Source organism: Bdellovibrionales bacterium (assembly GCA_016714165.1).
Classification (GTDB): Bacteria; Bdellovibrionota; Bdellovibrionia; order Bdellovibrionales; family UBA1609; genus JADJVA01.
Map to the genome: position 1 here is coordinate 1,134,768 of JADJNU010000001.1, position 18,926 is coordinate 1,153,693.

Consider the following 18,926-nt stretch of genomic DNA (forward strand, 5'->3'; position numbering starts at 1 on the left):
TCATTAATTCCCGGCCTCAAAATGAACAAAAGGGAGACTCACTGCTCTCTCTCCTAACACGGATTTTGGAGACTCCGCCAGATCAAATTCGATTTTCAATCCCTGCCCTAGATCTTCGACTTCCGCCTCAAAACAAAGACCAAGTCCTGATGCCAATTCGAAGATTCTGTTTTTTTCAGACGGCCTGTGAAAAAGCACAATAATATCAGCGCCCATGGCTCCGCAGCCTTTTGCTGCCAGTACAACCTCATGCTGCCGCAACTGAGCAAGGAGAGGCTGAACTTCGGAGTGAATGAGGCCTTTCGCCTCTAACTTGAATCCAAATTCTCTGACAGCAGCGATAAATCCTGCCTCATTGCGAGATTGAAAGGAACTCAATCCCGCGTCCACAGAAGAGCTCAAATCTGAATAAGTTGGAATTGAAATCTGAGCTAAGTGATGATGGGTCGAAACCTTGAGTGAAGTTCTCCACAAAGAAAATGCGAGGTCAGCGAAAGGCCATTCTTCATTCTGCAACTGAAAAGGTTGAGAACGAAATTGACTGATGCCTCCGATCCATTGAGCCATGACATCACTGCCACTCGGAGCCACTCCCTCTCCTGAAAAAGCAACTGAGCGATAGGCTTGCAGAGCATTTTGGGGTGATAATTTTTGAGCCCATTCTGATGGTGAAACATCGCCCAACTGCGACCAAACATAAACACCAATAAATTGTGCGCTTGAGGCCCCTAAGCCTCCCTTTCCTTCGTGGGGGTCGAAGAATTTCATTTGGGCTCTCTGAAATAGGGAACTATGAAAACGCACCCACTTTCCTGCCGGGCTATGAGGATGAATCCCTTCGCAAGATCCTGCTCCCTTCATGTCTATTTCAAGGCAGAAGCGTGGACCAGTTGCTGCGAGCAAGGCAGCCCCTCCGGTCAGAACGGAATATTCACCGAGAAGAAAGGTTTTGCCAGGAAGAGAGATCTGAACCTTCATTGTTCTCCCTAAACTGGCTCATGAGGCGAAAAAGTGACCGGCTGAATCTTACTTCGAAGCTCCCTCAAGGCCTCAACGGCATGACCCAAGCTAATCCGTTTTGTCATTTCCAAAATTTCTTCCAGGCGCAATTGAAGCATCGGAATCTCCTTTTCTTGAGCTCCTGCCGCCAAGGTCAAGTTTTTAATATGTAACTTCATATGGCCCTCGACTATTCCAACTGTCGTCAAGGCTCTCAGTGCTCCAAGATTCTGAACCAATCCCACCGCGCCACAAATCCTCGAAAGATCTTCAGATGATTCAATCTCAAGCATGCGTATGGCCATCTGAGCCGTCGGATGAAGATTTGTGACCCCTCCAACAACTCCCAAAATAATCGGCGCAGAAAGGACCCCAACCAAGGTGTCTTCCTCTCTTTTCCAAGTGGTAATCGAGCTGTATTGACCGCCACGCGAGGCGTAGGAGTGAACTCCTGCCTCAACAGCTCGCCAATCATTTCCCGTTGCGATCAATATGGGATCAATCCCATTGAGCACACCTTTGTTATTCGTTGCTGCTCGATAAGGATCACGCTGTGCAAACAAGGAAGCTTCTTCGATACGGTCCATTGCTTCGTGGTCATGGCTCTTAACTCTTATTTCTGCTCGAGTCAGTCGAGTGTCCACCAAATTGGACAGAATACACATGGTCACAGTTTCGCCCGTTAAAATTTCTATGGGTCCCTTTAGATACTCACAAACTTGATTCATGATGTTGGCGCCCATTGCCTCACAAGGATCAGCCAGGACATGTAGGACGGCCATTTGATCTCCGTCACCACGATCTAGAAACCGAACTTCAATGTCACGAACACCGCCACCACGACGAACCAAACCAAAAGCCACATCCGCATTGGCCGCTGCGATCAAGGACTCTTTTCGTTCCATTACCCGAGAAGTGAAGGATTCTGGAGATTTCACGCGAGCAATCTGAATTTGCCCAATGATGTTCTTCCCGATAATTTCTGTTTTTATTGATCCCTTTTCACGAATCCACTTTGCCGTCTTTGAGGCCGCTGCGATAATGGAGGTTTCTTCTACGGCCATTGGAACCATTCGCGGTTTTCCATCAATCACCAGATTAGAAACGACTCCCATCGGCAGCTGAAAATAGCCGATCACATTCTCAATCAGCTTTTCAGCTAATTCGGTCCCCTGCAATCCTCCCGCCTTCAGAAATCTCACATCTTCTGGGCTGAGAGCTCCCATTTTTATCAGGCGCTGGTAGCGCTCCTCACGCGAGAGTTTGGAAAAACCACCAAATAAACCCTGTATATCTTTCTTTTCTAAGCCTGAACCCATTCCCATATTCCTTTGCTCTTTAGTTCACTGATGTCTGCGCAACCGGTGCAAAACATGGCTGTTTTCAATTCAAATTCAAAGCACTCCATTTTTTCTCTCAGCTGACCTTCTCCTTCGATTGCGGCCGCCAAAAGTGGTTGTGCCGACCCGACAATACCTGCTCCCATCGCCAGGAGTTTTGCTGCGTCCAATCCCGACCTCACTCCACCAGAAGCCCACACCTCAAATCCAAGATCTAATTCCTGAACCGATCGCATTGATTCTACTGTACTGATGCCCCAATTCCAAAAGGCCCGTGCCGCATAATGTCTAACAGAACCCTCAACAGAGCGCCCCCCTTCAATTCGACCCCAATGAGTCCCACCCAATCCACTTAAATCGACAGCTGCAATGCCCGTTTCCATCAAACGCAACAAAGTTGACTTAGAAAAACCACAACCGGTTTCCTTCAGCACGACGGGAACTGAAAGGTGCCGACACAGTTCCTTTAAAGCCTTTAGCCCTCCCTTGAACTGTGGAGTTCCCTCTGGCTGTAGGCATTCCTGGAGGGGATTTGTGTGAATAATCATAGCACTGGCCTCAAGGGACTCCACCAGCCGCTCCACCAAAGAATGAGAACTTCGAATGAGCTGGGACAAACCCAAATTGCCCAAAAGCACAACCCCGGAGGCACCCTCCCTAACCATCCTCCATTCAACATCCATTTCGCGATCAACCAACTGGCGACGCTGAGATCCCACTCCCATCATCCAGCCCCTCTCAGCGCAAGCTCGAGCCAATCGACGATTGAGATCAACACCTTCCGCATGCCCAGCAGTCATCGAACTCACCAAAAAGGGAGTGCGCAAATCTTGCCCAAGAGAGAGGGTTCCAATTCGAATGTCTGAAAAATCTAACTCAGGCAAAGCCTCATGCTGAAGGGAGATTCGATCAAGACCGGAAAGACCAAAGGCCTCACATCGCTCTTCAAGAGAAAGTCGTATGTGATCCCGCTTGCGGTTCTCGAATGCGTGGGAAAAACTCTGAGAGGAGTCTGCCTTGGACTCTTTATCCCCCGTGTCCACAATACTCCGCTTTCCCACGATTTCTCATTATTACGGGAAAAAATCCGAACACTCCTTACGGAGTGCCCATTATTTGATGAACTAGCTTGCCAAATGCTGACGCATCGTGAACCGCCAGATCTGCCAAAGATTTCCTATCGAGCTCAATTTTTGATTTTACCAATGCACCCATCAATCGAGAGTAAGTCGTCCCATTCAGTCTTGCCGCTGCATTGATACGAATCGTCCAAAGCTTTCGCATTTCTCGCTTGCGAACCTTACGATCGCGATAGGAATAGGCCATCGCTCTGTCATTTTTTTCCACTGCATGAGTGAAACAGGTCCCATTTGCATTGCGATACCCTTTGGCTCGTTTAAGAACCTTTTTATGCCGACGACGGGATGTAAATCCACCTTTTACGCGCATGATCTACCTCCCTCAGAGAACCAGCTGCCGCTGGAGTTGATATTCATTGGACGAACAAACATATACCATCTGTCCCAAATGACGTTTTCGCTTAGAACTCTTTTTTGTCAAAATGTGACGCAGATTTGGTTGCTTGTGCTTTATTTTTCCGCTTGGCTTGGCGCGGAAACGCTTCTTCGCTCCGCTATGAGTCTTTAGCTTCACACTATCTCCTGTCTGAAAAGGCGGAAAAACCAGGATTGATCTTTCACTTCTTAGAGCCGATTTCAGCTTATCGAATTAAATCGAGGGGCTACTTGTACTATGCTCGGGACCTAGGGGGCAAGTAGATTTGCGCCCCCTCACGTCTTTACTCAAAACGGAGCTCAGTCAAAGCCCCTGTTCCTCGGCCGCCTCTTCGTCGGATTCCCTGTTCGAGGCGTCATCTTCCTTCTTTTGCTCCGGATGAAGCTTTCTATATTCCTTTATTTTAAGGATATCTGGAGAAAGGAGCACAAACATCTGCCTTCCTTCCCTTTTTGGGGGCGACTCTTGAATAGCGATATCAATTAATCCCAAAGAAATTTTTTCCAGTAGCTTGAACCCCTGCTCCTGGTGTGCCATCTCCCGCCCCTGAAACCGCAGGTTCACTTTCACCTTGTCCCCGTCCAACAAAAAACGCCGGGCATGGCGCAATTTAACCTCAAGATCGTGCTGATCCGTCCTCGGACGAACCTGAATCTCCTTGATCGTAATGACCGTCTGGTTCTTCTTTGCATTTTTCTCTTTCTTCTTGGATTCGTATTTCCATTTACCATAATCGATAATTTTACACGTGGGAGGTTTCGCCGTTGGAGCTATTTCGATCAAATCCAGCTGGCGATCTTCGGCCATTCTGAGGGCTTCCGAGACAGACATCACTCCAACCATCGTCCCATCCTCATCGATTACCCTCACCTGTGGGGCTGAGATCTCACGATTAACTCGGTAACCATCGCCCTTTTTCTCTGATTTTCCAGTTCGATTTCCTGTGCGAGTTCCTGTCTTAAGCGGCTGAATAGGATTCCTCCTGGTTAAATTGTACTCTTTGCCCTATCAGCTAGATGGGAGGGACCCTCCGCTAGCCAGGGACTGGTCACGAGACGTTCTTTTATTTCATTTAAAACCAATGCTTCAAATTCCTTAGCGGGGACGTCGCTCTTATTCTCACCAGTTTTCAACCGCACACTCACCCCTGCAGCCTCGACTTCTTTATCCCCAATGATCAACATGTAGGGAACCTTCTGCATTTGGGCCTCACGGATCTTAAATCCCAGCTTCTCGCCACGAGCATCTAAATGAACTCGAATACCAGCTGCACGAAGGCTCGCAAACAACTGCTGGCAATAATCAGTTTGACGCTCAGTAACATTGAGAATTGACACCTGAACCGGAGCTAACCACAGCGGGAGATGTCCCCCAATATACTCTAGGTAAACGCCAATAAAACGCTCCAGGGATCCTAAAATGGCTCGATGAAGCATCACGGGCCGGTGCTCGCTGTTGTCATCTCCCGTGAACTTTAGGTTGAAAGCCTCAGGCATGTTAAAATCGCATTGCAGGGTACCTAACTGCCAGGGACGTTTGATCGCGTCCACAAACATGATGTCCAATTTGGGCCCGTAAAATGCCCCATCTCCAGCGTTGACCGTGAAAGGCAATTCGAGCTCATTGAGCCCATCGCGAAGGGCCTTCTCTGCTTGATCCCAGACCTGCTCCGATCCCATTCTCTTCTCAGGGCGAGTGGATAAAAATATTTTATATTCATGAAGACCAAGCTCACTATAGACTTCGCTCAGAAATCTCATGAACTGAGAAATTTCCTTTTGAAGATCCTTAACATCACAAAAAATATGGGCGTCATCCTGACAGAAGGTGCGAACTCGAGTCAAACCGTGCATCACCCCACTGCGCTCATAACGGTGGAGTCGTCCAAAATCAGCAATTCGATAAGGAAGATCTCGATAAGATTTTTTGTCCGAGCCATAAAGCAAACAGTGCCCAGGACAGTTCATGGGCTTCACTGAAAAATCTCTTTCGTCAATTTTCGTGAAATACATGTTTTCACGATAATTCTCGAAATGGCCGGACTGATGGTAAAGATCAACGTCATATATTTGTGGAGTAATGACCTCTTGGAAGTCAAATTTGCGGTATTTTTCCCTTATGTAGCGTACCAGCTCATTGTAAACAATGGTCCCTTTGGGAGTAAAAAAAGGCCCCCCGGGAGCGAGCTGATGAAACACAAACAGCCCTAAATCTTTTCCCAACTTCCGATGATCTCTCTTTTTAGCTTCTTCAATGTTGTGAAGATGCTGTGCCAAATCCTTTTTATCATTGAACGCCGTCGCATAGATCCTCTGTAAACGATCCCGAGACTCATCCCCTCGCCAATACGAGCCTGCTACCGACAAAATCTTAAATGCCTTGATCTGACTTAAGTTTTGAACATGGGGACCTCGACAAAGATCAAACCAATCGCCCTGGTAATAAAGACTAACTTCTTTAGCTCCCAAGTCTTGTATCAATTCAACCTTATATTTTTCACCCATCCCTTTAAAAATGGCGATGGCTTTGTCTGCGGCCATATCTTCACGGCGAATATCAAGACCCCGTTTCAAAATTTCCTGAACTTTACTTTCGATTTGTTCCAACATCTCGGGGGTGAAATTTTTAGGAGAATCAAAATCATAATAGAAGCCATTTTCGATGACTGGCCCTATTGTCACCTTTACGTCTGGCCACAACTCCTGAACGGCCTGAGCCATCACATGAGCACAAGAATGTCTCACGACTTCCAGAGCTTCCGGCATTTGCAATGTCACAATTCGGAGTCTATCTCGGTCCTTCAAACGACGGCGCAGGTCAGTCACCTCAGGCTCATCATTAACCAGTCCGCCTACTGTATCCTTGGCTAATCGCGTCCCAATCGACTGGGCAACCTCAAGAATGCTAGGCTCATGATCAAACTCTCTCACCGAATTATCAGGAAGAACAACGCGTATGACAGACATCAGCTTGTGAAGCAGGTGGTTATCAGATCTTGAATTGATCGATCAGCCATGAAGTTATTTCCATTCTCAATTTAACGGAGCTCGCCTGAGCCCTCACTCGCGTGGGCAACCACACACCGATAGGGGCCTCACCTAACTCCTAAGCCTCCATGATAGATGAATTACGCGAAAAAGGGAAGCCCCTCCAAAAAAAAACCAAGCGTCCCAATCTCAAGAACCCTTCTAATCTGAAATGGGCTGAGGTTTTAATCCTCGTCCGGGAGAAAAATCCAAATCAGCCGACGAATCCGTGTTTTGGTTCTTCTTCGGCTTTTTGGGATTCAAAGGTTCGCCCTTAAAGGCGCGATAATAAAATAATAAAACTGGCTCTTTCGTATGTGGATCAATATAAAAAATCTGGTCAACGAAAACTTTGCGATAAGCGCCTTCTGGATATCTATTCGCCTGGTTAACTGCCCAATTGGCCAAATTTCCGTGGTTTTTCAGAAATCTTTTAAAGTCTCCAATAGTCAAATCTAGCGCGCCAGCAAAATACATTCTGAGTTCCTCTAAAATGATTTCCGAATCAGGCTCCAATTCTTCTCCAGTCGTTCTCGCCATTTCCAAGTGAAAATCAGTTCCAACAGAGAATCCATCTCCATACATTGAAATTGGAAAGTTCGATTCACTCTCTTTCCGTGCATCTAATGCCTTCCGGATCAGACGAATATGCTTGGCAATCTTATAATCGGGAAAGAGAGCCCATTGGGCGATTCTCAATCCCAGATAAGCCGTAAAAGTAATCCCCGCTGCCATTTTATAAGTGGGACTCGAAAGATCAAACACCCCCGAACTCAATAGGGCCCCATTAAGTAAAAACAAGAAGGCATCTTCGATGCCTTAACTCCAAAAATAGGGCAATCGTTGTCTGATTTTCTTGTGAATGTCAGGTGCTACAGTCTTCCTGTAAGCTTCAATTCGATCCACCAAAGCCTGCATGGCTTCCCAACCACGCATCTCATTCCCAACAAAAAACAGATCAAAATTAGTTTTCGTTGTATCGGACTCTAATTCGGATAATCGATTCAAAGCCTTTAAAACTATTGCTCTCGGCGCAGTTGAGCCGGTCAGAGAATCAGATTGAAAAAAATATCCCTTGCGATCGGGCAGAACCTGATCACTCGCCACTTTCCCGTATTCTCTCAAATACCCTTGTAGGTTCTGTAAAGAATCTAAAGGATTTACTCTCTCCGCTTGGTCGGTGGGATGCATCCTGAGCATCATCAGACAGGTCTCAGGTTTCATCCAAGGACCGAGGGCCCCAGCTCGAGCCACAGGACCGGCAAAATCCAGCAATAATAAAAGGCCAAAGAATAAAATAAAGAGTCGACAAATTTTAAAAGAAGTGAGCTGAATCATTCGGTTCCCTGGCGTAAGAGTTATCGCCGGTATTACCGCTTGAGACGCGTAATGTCAACTCCTAAAAATGAGGCCCACGGGGACTTTCCTGTCAATATGTCACGTGGTGGTGAATGGATTCCTGAATACGCGGATCTGAATAAGCCACCACCGAATTTTTGCTCAGAAAGCGGGTGACGGCAAACAGGAACATCCCCAAAAAGCCCAAAAAAATCAGAACTTCAGAGATCGAAAATTTTACTTCCTCTCTGGAAAAAACCGGATAAACCAACCAATAGAGATCCACATACTGCATAACCAGAATGAGCACGCTGACCGCCATCAATTGCGCCGGATTACGTTTCGCCCAACGTGGCAACAGAGCCAAAAATGGAACAATGAATTTAAATATCAGAAGCGACAAGGAAACAAGAAGCCAGCCATTTTCTGTGCGAGGAATATAAAAAATAGTCTCTTCAGGAAGATTTGCGTACCAGATAAGCATATACTGGGAAAAAGCGATGTAGGCCCAAAAAACAGTAAACGCAAAAAGAAATTTTCCAAGGTCATGAAGGTGATCCTCCGTCACCAGTCCGCGCAGCAATCCCTTCTTAGAAAGATACAATATCAGCAAGATAGTGGCTGCCATGGTTGACTGAAAAAGCCCTGCAAACGTGTACACTCCATAGATTGTGCTAAACCAGTGAGGCTCCAGACTCATCAGAGTATCAAAGCCAAAAAAAGTGTAGCTCAGAGCAAAAACAGGCAAAAAAGCCACGGACCACGCGACTGCTCGATGTGTCAGGCTCTCATCTCCGTTTGAGTCCTGCTTCACTGAACATCCAATCAGCATTTTAGCAAACAATCCCCACAAAAGAAAAAAACCAACAAATCGAACAACAAAGAAAGGCATATTTAGATAGGCAGACTTATGCTGAAGCAATGCGTCTTTTGCCACCACATCTGCATGCAACCATTCATAAAGATGTGTTGAGCCGGCTACCAATAAAACCAACCCAGAACCAAATGCATAGGGAACGTAAGAAGCAAATGATTCAACGAGGCGACGAATATTCACCGACCATCCCGCTTTCGACACGTGCTGGAGAGCCGCAAAAAAAAGACCTCCCAACGCAATCGAAAGAAAATAAAAGAAACTCACAAGGTAGGAATGCCAGGCCCTTTCTTTGTCGTTGATCAAGGTTACAACAAAGGCCACAACACCCAAAAACATAAAAATAGAGTACACCGTTTTCATCCTCACGGAAGGAGTGTAGCTAACCGCGGATAGAGACCTTTTACTTGCACCTGACATGGAATTGCTCCTCTAATTTCAAAACACTCAATTACTCAGTTACTCAGTTGGCAGCCGGACGCTTCTGCAAAGTCCTGACGTAATTGACCAAAGACCAACGAGCCTTCTCGTCCTGAATCTGGACCAGATAACTTCCCATTACGCCTTGTCCATCCGTCACAATATGAAAAATGCGCCCATCTGAAAATGCCTTTACCTTGTCAGACAAAAGGGGCGGTGGACGCAAAAGCATCTTCTCTGCGACCGGACCATCGCCAGCACCCAAAGCTCCGTGACAAACAGAGCAGTAAATATCAAATTTCTTCTTACCAAGTTGCAATGTTTCCTTAGAAAAATCTGCTACCAGAGGATTCTTTAGATTTTTCTCTGCGCCTTCCGGATCTCCCTTGTAGGCATAAGGTTTGTATCCTCGTGGAATTGTGTTTTTGGGAGGGACACGCATCGCCAGATTTCCCTTGCCGATGGATCCCAGTCTTGAAACTTAACTGAGCTCTGGTCCATCATCTGCTGTACCAATTCGATGTTTGTCTGATTTTTTCCAGCATTGCAGGAAACCAGTCCAAGAAACGCAATGAATGAAGCGAGACTCAATACCTTCTGCTTCATATTAGAACTCCGTTCTTTTTACTTCGGACGCGCCGAGATCATTAAAAAGCTTTTCAATCTGTGTCACATTAAAACCCAGGTCATCTTCCGGAATAAAAATGGCGAACTTTGAACAGCTAAGATCAGGATCGATAACGGGAGGAGCCACTTTTGGGAGACCATTTATCAAAATCATGGCACCAACTGAGCTCAGGGCTGCAAATAAAATGGTGGTCTCAAAAATCACAGGGATAAATGCAGCAAGAGACCACATTGGTTTGCCACCAATGTTGATTGCCCAATCAACGACGGAGGTCCACCATGTGAACCAAACGCCAAAGGCACAACCCAACACACCAAATGCCAAAGTAATCCAAGGAATGTAGGAACGTGATATACCGGCAGCTTCATCAATACCATGCAAGGGAAACGGACTAATTGCATCAAATTTTCTAAAGCCAGCTTCTCTCACCTTTGCAACCGCACGAACCAGTTGGTGCTCATCCAGCCAAATTCCCGCAACACCCTTTTTGCCCTTATACTGCCAAGCGTACACTAAAGACTCTATTGTTTTAAGCATGGTGTCCTCCCTCTCGACCCACCCCAAGCACCGGTTTGACCTCGGCTATCGCAATGGGAGGCAATGTCCGTAAATAGAGTAAGAACAGAGTAAAAAACATCCCAAAACTACCAAATAAGGCACCAAAATCGTAGATGGTCATCAAGTGCATACCCCAACTGGCAGGCAAGAAATCCCGATGAAGTGACGTGATCACGATCACATATCGTTCAAACCACATTCCAATGTTCACGAAAATTGAAACAACAAACATAATCGCGATGGTCCGCCTTGCTTTTCTCCACCAAAAAATCTGGGGGATCAGCACATTGCATGTCACCATGATCCAATAAGCCCAACCGTAAGGACCGAAAGCACGATTCAAGAACACAAAACCCTCATAAGGAGAGCCACCGTACCAGGCAATAAAGAATTCCATCCCATAGGCATAACCAACCATCAGTCCGGTCGACATAATGATTTTATTCATCGCCTCCATGTGATCGATTGTAACGTAGTCTTTGAAGGTAGGTACCAGATAGCGAATAATGCTCATCAATGTAACAACCATTCCAAATCCAGAAAAAATAGCACCAGCCACAAAGTAGGGCGGAAAGATAGTTGCGTGCCAACCAGGAAGTCCTGAAACCGCAAAATCAAAAGAAACGATCGAGTGCACAGAAAGAACAAGAGGCGTGCTCAGTCCCGCGAGCAGCATGTACACTATTTCATAATGATTCCAAGCGCGCGCCGTCCCTCGCCAGCCAAGAGATAAAATCCCATAAATCAGTTTTCTCAGGGGGTGTTTTGCACGGTCTCGAATTGTGGCCAAATCAGGAACCATCCCAATGTACCAAAAAACCATGGAGACCGTTGCGTAAGTCGATACAGCAAAAACGTCCCACAGAAGTGGCGAGCGAAAATTAACCCAAAGAGGACCTCTCTGATTCGGGTAGGGAAGAAGCCAATATCCAAGCCAAGGACGACCGGTATGTAAAATAGGAAATGTTCCAGCAACCATCACAGCAAAAACCGTCATCGCTTCGGCGGTTCTGGCAATTGAAGTTCTCCATTTTTGCCGAAACAAAAAGAGAACCGCAGATATCAATGTTCCTGCATGTCCAATACCGATCCAAAATACGAAGGTGATGATATCAGTACCCCAACCGACAGGGCTATTAACACCTTGAAGGCCCATGCCGTAGAAAGCTGTAGCTCCCATCGCCACAATATAAACGAGAAACAAAACTTTGGCGCTTGCAAGAGCCGCAAAATATCTCCGAGGAGGAAATCGCTCCAAAAGAGAAACAATATCCTCGGTGATTGTTTTATATGTCTTTTCGCCCAATATAAGCTGATTGCGTTTTATCATGAGTGATGACCTTCCCCGTGAGCTGAATCCGACTTTAATCGATCCGCATGACGAACCTTTGTCTGATAGCGAACAGCTGGAGCCGCATTAAATTCCTCGAGAAGACTGTAGCTACGGGCTTCTTTGAAGCGCTTACTCACCAAACTTTCAGGATCATTCATATCTCCAAAAATAATGGCTCCCGTAGGACACGACTGCTGACAGGCGACTTGGAAATCAGTCGCTTTGAACTCACGATCTTCAACCCTCGCCTGATGTTTCGCGCCCTTAATACGATGAATACAGAAAGTGCATTTCTCCATGACCCCTCGAGATCGAACTGTCACTTCGGGATTCAGAGCCAAATGCATCGGAGCTTCGATCTGAGTGTAATCAAACCAATTGAAACGACGAACTTTGTAGTAGCAATTGTTAGCGCAATATCTTGTCCCAACGCAACGATTGTAAATCATGTCATTGGTCCCCTCGCTCGAATGAGTCGTGGCAGCGACCGGGCAAACTGTTTCGCAAGGAGCATTGTCACAGTGTTGACACGGCAAGGGTTGGTAAACAACTCCTGGATCGTCTGGCTGCCCTGTAAAGTATCGATCAATCCGCAACCAGTGCATTTCACGACCCTTCAGGACATATTTCTTTCCAACCACCGGAATATTGTTCTCGGATTGGCAGGCAATCACACAAGCCGAACAGCCCGTGCAAACATTTTGATCAATTGCCATGGCCCACTTATGGCCTTTGTATTCAAAACCACTCCACATACTCATCATTTTATGTCTATGAATATTGGCCTCGGGATTCACCAGGTATTGATCGAGCGTGGCCTCAACTACAATTTGACGCCCTTCCATCGAATGATGTCCCTGAACATTAGCAAGCTCAATGCACTTTTCAGTCTTCTCAAGCTTCACATCAAGACCCGAATACACCGTCTGTCCGTTATCAAAGCCGGCGAATTCATAGGCATTAACGCCCACTCCATCGGCCACACGTCCAGCTCCCTTTCGACCATAGCCGACGGCCAAACCAACAACTCCGCTCGCCTGTCCTGGCTGAATGTGCGCTGGAGCTTCAAGGACTTGCTCTCCAACAATTAACTTGAGGACATCGCCTTCTCGAACTTTAAGCTCTCGGGCATCTTTTGGTGACAAACAAGCATAGTTATCCCAGCAAATTTTTGTGACAGGGTCAGGAAACTCCTGCAGCCAAGACACATTGGCGAGGCGTCCATCTAAGAGACCAAGGGTCGGATAAAGAACCAATTCGAAATTAGGAACTTCACGTCCCTTAAAGGCAGCAGTGCGAAGTGCTCCGATATCAAAGTTACGTGGGCCATGCCCCTGACTGCCCTCGGTCGTGTCAAAAACTCCCACTTGTAAGACTTCGTACCAAAACTCTTCAAAACCGAGCTTGCCTATGTCTTTGCCGCGATGCCGAGCATGAATCGAATTTTTCCAGTATTCACGAAGATAATCATACCAAGTCTCGGCCTTTAAGGAGGACGAACTGATACCAAGGCCCTTCGCCCAAGAAAGAAGGCTATCTTGAAAGGATCTTGTGCTATTCAAAGGCTCAATGGTTGGCTGCTGAATGCTGTAGACGCCGGCAACCACTTCCATATCGCTCCAGTTTTCCATCTCGTGATGACTGGGAGCCAAGTAGCTGCACATTTGCCCCGTCTCATCAGCTCGATCTCCCACATAAACGCTTGTCTCAAGCTTTTTAAATGCTTCAACGAATCCCGAGGCCTTCGGAGCCGCATAAACGGGATTCGCCCCGTGAATGATCAACCGCTTGACCTTGCCGCTTCCAATGTCACCAATCAGTTGCTCCAAATCAGAAGATGTTCCTTGGTATCCTGTATAGGTCCAGCCTCTTGCATCAATCGTGCTGCCATCATTTTCTAAAAGAGTATTGAGAAAATTGGCGGCCACTTGCAGCCCCTGCTGTTGAGCCGTCTGACCTGTCATGCCTCCAACCAAAACCAATGACTGACCTCGATGAGCCCACAGATCTGCCGCTACGTGAGAAAATGTTTTTCCATCAATAGACAAGCGATCTGAGACTTTTGCGTATGGCTCTAGCAGTGCCTTAAGGGATCCGTCGCCAGCAAAGCGAGAAACCTTCGAGCCAACCACCAACTCATATATAAGGCCCATGACCACATCTAATTGCTGGCTTGGACGAATTTGATATCGCTCATCTGCATTTGAACCGGTCAAAGACATCAGCGACTCGAAACAAACCAGCTTATTCATATCTTTGCCCGGCTGTCGGCCATGAGCGAAATGGCGCATGTGTTCAACTGGCTGGCCTGTTGTTCCTAAAAAGTCAGAATCGATTGATAAAATATATTTTGCCTTATCAATGCGCAAATGAGGTAAAACATCCTGACCATAGCAGGCCTTCTGTCCCCTTCGCGTCGAATCCATTGCCAAGGGATCCCATGTATACAGCTTCGCCCCGGCGGCCCTCCCAAATTCCTCGACGAGATTCCGAGTCGAGGGAGAAAGGATCGAGCCAACCAGAATGCCTACCGACCCCTTTTTTAGCTCAGCAGCAACAGCGGTATCAAGAGCCTCCCAAGTCAAAGAAGTCGACCCGTTCATAGGACCTTTGGCACGATCAGGGTCGTAAAGAGCTAGCAAGTGAGCATGAGAGCGTGCACTCATCGCTCCTTTGTTGATGGGATGGCCGGCGTTTCCTTCTGCCTTGATTGGCCGCCCCTCGCGAGTCGCTACCACTAAGCCAAAGCCCATTGAACCATCGGCAAACGATGAAGAATAATAATTGATCTTTCCAGGTGTGATTTCAGGAGGACGATTGACATACGGAACAATTTTCTGAACGGGGCGTCGAACGCATCCGAAGGTGCTCAAGGCCATGCTCGCGCCCATGACCTTCAAAAATTCTCGACGTGCCCAGCCACCCTGTCCCTCATCAGACCCAAGTGGACTTGATTGAAATTCATTCTCAGCCTGACGCTTAAATTCGGGATCATGGCTCCACTGATCGAGGCTAAGCCAATATTTTGGCGATCCATTTCCTTCAGAACCGGTTTGTTTCGTATCCATATCTCTTCCAGGCTCCCAAAGCTGTTAATAGTGACAGGTGGAACATTCAACCGAAGCATTATTCTCCGGCTGGCGGTGACAACTCACGCACCAACCCATAGAAAGACTATTATATTGTTTTACAATAGGCATCGTCTCTACGGGGCCATGGCATTCTTGGCAAACCTTCCCGGCTCTTATATGGGCAGAGTGATTGAACTTAACATGGTCCGGCAACAAATGCACTTTCTGCCAAGCAATCGACTCTCCCGCACTGTAAAGCTCATTGAGTTTTTGAATATTTGGTTTGTCGAGCCCGACCGTTAGGTGGCAATTCATACAAATATTCATGCTGGGAACTGAAGAGTGACGAGATGTCTCAACCGCAACGTGACAGTACTTACAATCAATTTTGTGAGTGCCGGCATGAAGCTCATGTGAGAAAGGAAGAGGCTGGTCTGGCATATACCCCTTATTATAACCAATAGTCACCTTATTGTTATTGATGAGATACACAAAACCCGAAAGCCCGCCCAACAGTCCAAGTACGACCGCAGCGCCGATCACCTTTTTGTCATGAGTTACCTACATACAGTGTGGAAATCTGAGCTGTTATTAATTAATTTTCAAGAACAATTTATTTATCTATAATTCTGGGATTCGAGCTTGGCAATAACGAAATAAAGATTTTGTTAAGGAGTCCAGGCCGCCATGAAAAAACCTTAAACCCCTGCCTAACTAAAATTTATTTAGAACGCCCTTCCGCTTTCAATCGACTATAACGCACTGTAGATACGTAAATCACCCACAGCAAATGAATAGCGACAAAAACTGCGACATATTCAACTCCGCCAGCTCCAAATCCATAGGAGTGAAGTCCCGCTCCTAAAACAAAATTGACCCCATACCAAGCCATGATCACCAGAGAAAAGGCGACGACGCTACACACGGCCAATCCAAATTTACGAACCCATCCCACAAGGCGACCATGAAGAATCGCTAAATAACCAAACCAGGCGATCAGTGCCCAAGTTTCTTTTGGATCCCAGCCCCAAAAACGACCCCAAGAATAATCTGCCCAAACTCCTCCCAAGATTATTCCTGTCCCCAAAAGCACCACTCCGACTTGAATAACTCGGTATATCGATCGGTTCCCCTCTTGAATCTCTTTGGCAAACTTCTCTTCTCCCCGCAAAAAATACATCAATTGCAAATCACCCAGGGCAAATGCAAGAAAAAAAGCCGCATAACTAAGTGTGATAATCAATACGTGCGTGGTGAGCCAGAAATTATCTCGCAGAACTGGCTGCAAAGGCTGCAGAGACTTGTCTAAAACTGAAGGAGCCATGTCGGTTAGAATCAAACACAAAACAGAAATAAAGGAAGAAACCATTAAGACGGCTTTTGTTCGGTTCTTCAGCTCAAAAATCATCGCAAAAATCACGGCTCCCCACGGAACCCACACAACTGTTTCATACATATTTGAAACTGGTGGACGACCCAAAATATAGGACCTAATCACCATTCCATAGGTGTGCAGAATGAGCCCCGCTACGATGCCAGCCCATCCACCATAGTAGAGCCAAGATCGATTGTTAACCATTGCTCCAAGAAGAAAAAATGCACCCATCAGATAAAATACCCAGGACCAGAGAAAGGGATGGAAAGTGTTCAAATGAACTTCAGCTTTGACTTTGACTTCGTCTCCATAGGAATTCGGATTGATGGCACGGGCAAGCTGATTAAATTCGGAAACAGCGATATCCAGTTCCTTTAAAGACTCCTCCCTCCCAGATAATTTTTGAGGGTCTATGTTGCTAGTCAAAACCTTTACAAATGCCTTGGTTACCCCCTCAAAACGGCTTTTCAGGTCTCCATTCAACTGAGCAACCGTCTGCCAAATATCTCCATTGACTCCAGGAGCAACTCTTAAAGCCTGGCCCATCTTGAGTCCATGATACATACTCAACTGATTTTCTAAGTTCTGAATTGCCTGATAGTAGGGATTCAATTTCTCCTGACTCGCCAGGCGACTCTGCATATCTTGAATCAAGAGTCCCACACGTTCATTCGCAAACAACTCATTGGGTGAGTAATACACCTGAGTCCTATCCTTATCTAATTTGAGAGCCTCTCGGAGCCCATTGTGTCTGACCAAAACAATGGGTGTCTTGTCCCACTGTTCCGGAACAAGCATCCAAGTGAAAACAATGTCTGCCGCCTCCCGATCCTGATAGGTCTCTTTCCCGTATATGAGTTTCAATGCTTCGCGCGCAAAGGAATCATAGGGCTTTATTCGACCACCATCCTGAATGTGCATACGACGCAGAGCTTCGCTTGTGAAACTTGGTGCAGCAGAGGCTGAAAACATTGAAAATCCGGTCATCCAAATAGAAAAAAATACCCAAGAAAATTGAGAAAATACGAAGGGGATTCGGGAGGATTTCATGACACGGCTCCTTCTCGTTTTCGTTGATTGGCTCTAAAGACCCCAGTCATCGTAAATAGCATGATTGCGCCGATGATGACCATTGCTGAGCCCAAATACTTCCAAAAGCGCCCGGGGTCTTGATTTACGGACAGAATAGAGGCGACGGGATTGCCCTGATCATCCTCTTGAAAACTAGCTTGATAAAAAGTGTAGCCCTTGTGCTTCAGCGGATTATTCATTGAGATCGTTGTTTTTGTTCCGTCCTCAATTGTAACGTCGCTCTCGTAGCTCATTGCCTGAGCAGTCCCCTGATAACGACCGACTCTAAAGTCTCTCAGAGTCAAATTAAAGCCCAGATCCAATCTTCTGTTTCCATAAACAAAAACAAAAACATTTTGATCGGTAAAAAGGCGAAGCGAGTTATTTAGTCCCACCCAGTGATCCGTTCCATTGAAAGAAATCTTAAGAGCTGAAGTCGTGAGCGGAGTTGGACTTTCTCTTTTTCAAATGATATCTTTTGTTCCGGCATGAGGAAGAAAGCGAAGAATACGCAGATTCAAATTCATCCAACCCGTATCCAGACTCATTCCCTCTGTCAATTCGCCCTTTAGTGTCTTTCTCTTTCCGTCCTTTGAACGGACCTCATAACGCCCCTTCTTGGTCTGAGGGTCAATCTGAAACAGGATCATGTTACCCTGGCCCAAATCCTTTTGATCTTCGCCTTTCATCAAAATGACCTTCGCGGGACCAAGATTTGCCTCATCAATTGCCTGCCCACGACCCAGAGAAATCCATCGAGTCAAATTGACACGATCATTTTCAATTTGGAATCGAACCGCTGGCCCATCCAGTGTATTGACTGATGGTTCTAACTCTTCCTTTCGAAAAGCATAGTGATAATAATCTCTCACTTCGATGGTATTTTGCCCAAATTGCAAAACAGTTGGATTCTCACTGGGTGGATTGAGTAGAAAATCAACGGATCTTCCAGCCATTTGAGAATATTTTTGCCCGTCAAACGAGCCCAAAACCATTATTTCTTTTTCGCCAACCGTCACATGACTGCTCTTCTCTCCAATTCCAAAAGACATGCTGCCATCGACTCCCCAATAGCGAGTTATCAAAGATCCCGCCAGGGTGACAATAATGCCCACATGAGCCAATAAAAAAGGAACATGTCGCACTTTCCAAGGCCAGCGATCCACCATCACGCAGACAAGTTGGGTCACAAGAAGGCCCATAAAGAAATACATCCACGGTCCATGATAGATTATTTTTTGTGCATATTCTGAATCAAATTTAGCTTCGTAAATCGTGCCGATGGCTGACAAAAGACCCAGAATGAGGATGACAAAAACGGCAAGCTTGACTGAAATAAAAAGCTTAAATATTCGATATAAAAAATTTATCATAAATC

The 18,926-nt window shown here is 46.3% G+C and carries 18 protein-coding genes; all 18 read right to left on the reverse strand.

The window, feature by feature from the left end; genetic code table 11:
* Positions 1-3: 3 nt before the first annotated feature.
* The 18 genes from IPJ71_05075 to IPJ71_05160 all read right to left on the reverse strand — a co-directional run bounded on the left by IPJ71_05075 (position 4) and on the right by IPJ71_05160 (position 18,921).
* Complete coding sequence (locus tag IPJ71_05075; protein ID MBK7843056.1) at positions 4-978, reverse strand: hypothetical protein; 975 nt, start codon at positions 976-978, stop codon at positions 4-6.
* Positions 979-986: 8 nt separating this feature from the next.
* A complete protein-coding gene (locus IPJ71_05080; GenBank protein MBK7843057.1) occupies positions 987-2,318 on the reverse strand; it encodes a hydroxymethylglutaryl-CoA reductase, degradative in 1,332 nt (443 codons plus the stop codon).
* Positions 2,303-3,382, reverse strand: coding sequence for a type 2 isopentenyl-diphosphate Delta-isomerase (locus IPJ71_05085; GenBank protein MBK7843058.1), 1,080 nt, complete (start codon positions 3,380-3,382; stop codon positions 2,303-2,305). The genes IPJ71_05080 and IPJ71_05085 overlap by 16 nt, the downstream gene beginning before the upstream one ends.
* Before the next feature lie 55 nt (positions 3,383-3,437).
* Entirely contained in the window at positions 3,438-3,791 is a 354-nt protein-coding gene (gene rplT / locus IPJ71_05090) for a 50S ribosomal protein L20 (protein ID MBK7843059.1), read from the reverse strand.
* A gap of 9 nt (positions 3,792-3,800) precedes the next feature.
* Positions 3,801-3,992, reverse strand: coding sequence for a 50S ribosomal protein L35 (rpmI, locus tag IPJ71_05095; protein MBK7843060.1), 192 nt, complete (start codon positions 3,990-3,992; stop codon positions 3,801-3,803).
* 165 nt (positions 3,993-4,157) lie between these two features.
* Positions 4,158-4,826: a translation initiation factor IF-3 gene (locus tag IPJ71_05100; protein MBK7843061.1), complete on the reverse strand. Its 669-nt coding sequence runs from the start codon at positions 4,824-4,826 to the stop codon at positions 4,158-4,160.
* Between the two features lie 14 nt (positions 4,827-4,840).
* Positions 4,841-6,820: a threonine--tRNA ligase gene (gene thrS, locus IPJ71_05105; protein ID MBK7843062.1), complete on the reverse strand. Its 1,980-nt coding sequence runs from the start codon at positions 6,818-6,820 to the stop codon at positions 4,841-4,843.
* Between the two features lie 222 nt (positions 6,821-7,042).
* Entirely contained in the window at positions 7,043-7,657 is a 615-nt protein-coding gene (locus tag IPJ71_05110) for a hypothetical protein (protein MBK7843063.1), read from the reverse strand.
* 42 nt (positions 7,658-7,699) lie between these two features.
* Entirely contained in the window at positions 7,700-8,218 is a 519-nt protein-coding gene (locus IPJ71_05115) for a hypothetical protein (protein ID MBK7843064.1), read from the reverse strand.
* Between the two features lie 91 nt (positions 8,219-8,309).
* Positions 8,310-9,512: a molybdopterin oxidoreductase gene (locus IPJ71_05120; GenBank protein MBK7843065.1), complete on the reverse strand. Its 1,203-nt coding sequence runs from the start codon at positions 9,510-9,512 to the stop codon at positions 8,310-8,312.
* A 43-nt stretch (positions 9,513-9,555) separates the two neighbouring features.
* Positions 9,556-9,954 carry a cytochrome c gene (locus tag IPJ71_05125; protein MBK7843066.1) on the reverse strand — a complete coding sequence of 133 codons (399 nt, stop codon included), beginning with the start codon at positions 9,952-9,954 and terminating at the stop codon, positions 9,556-9,558.
* Positions 9,955-10,119: 165 nt separating this feature from the next.
* The gene (locus IPJ71_05130) at positions 10,120-10,677 is read right to left on the reverse strand and encodes a DUF3341 domain-containing protein (GenBank protein ID MBK7843067.1); all 558 of its coding nucleotides are present in this window, start codon (positions 10,675-10,677) and stop codon (positions 10,120-10,122) included.
* Positions 10,670-12,028 (reverse strand): polysulfide reductase NrfD, encoded by a 1,359-nt coding sequence (gene nrfD / locus IPJ71_05135; protein MBK7843068.1) that lies wholly within the window; start codon positions 12,026-12,028, stop codon positions 10,670-10,672. The genes IPJ71_05130 and nrfD overlap by 8 nt, the downstream gene beginning before the upstream one ends.
* Positions 12,025-15,099 (reverse strand): TAT-variant-translocated molybdopterin oxidoreductase, encoded by a 3,075-nt coding sequence (locus IPJ71_05140; GenBank protein ID MBK7843069.1) that lies wholly within the window; start codon positions 15,097-15,099, stop codon positions 12,025-12,027. The genes nrfD and IPJ71_05140 overlap by 4 nt, the downstream gene beginning before the upstream one ends.
* A 24-nt stretch (positions 15,100-15,123) precedes the next feature.
* The gene (locus IPJ71_05145) at positions 15,124-15,543 is read right to left on the reverse strand and encodes a cytochrome c3 family protein (GenBank protein MBK7843070.1); all 420 of its coding nucleotides are present in this window, start codon (positions 15,541-15,543) and stop codon (positions 15,124-15,126) included.
* Between the two features lie 280 nt (positions 15,544-15,823).
* Positions 15,824-17,527 carry a cytochrome c biogenesis protein CcsA gene (gene ccsA, locus IPJ71_05150; protein MBK7843071.1) on the reverse strand — a complete coding sequence of 568 codons (1,704 nt, stop codon included), beginning with the start codon at positions 17,525-17,527 and terminating at the stop codon, positions 15,824-15,826.
* Positions 17,524-17,943 (reverse strand): cytochrome c biogenesis protein ResB, encoded by a 420-nt coding sequence (locus IPJ71_05155; GenBank protein MBK7843072.1) that lies wholly within the window; start codon positions 17,941-17,943, stop codon positions 17,524-17,526. The genes ccsA and IPJ71_05155 overlap by 4 nt, the downstream gene beginning before the upstream one ends.
* A gap of 69 nt (positions 17,944-18,012) precedes the next feature.
* Positions 18,013-18,921, reverse strand: a complete 909-nt coding sequence (locus tag IPJ71_05160; GenBank protein MBK7843073.1) for a hypothetical protein — start codon at positions 18,919-18,921, stop codon at positions 18,013-18,015.
* Positions 18,922-18,926: the final 5 nt, after the last annotated feature.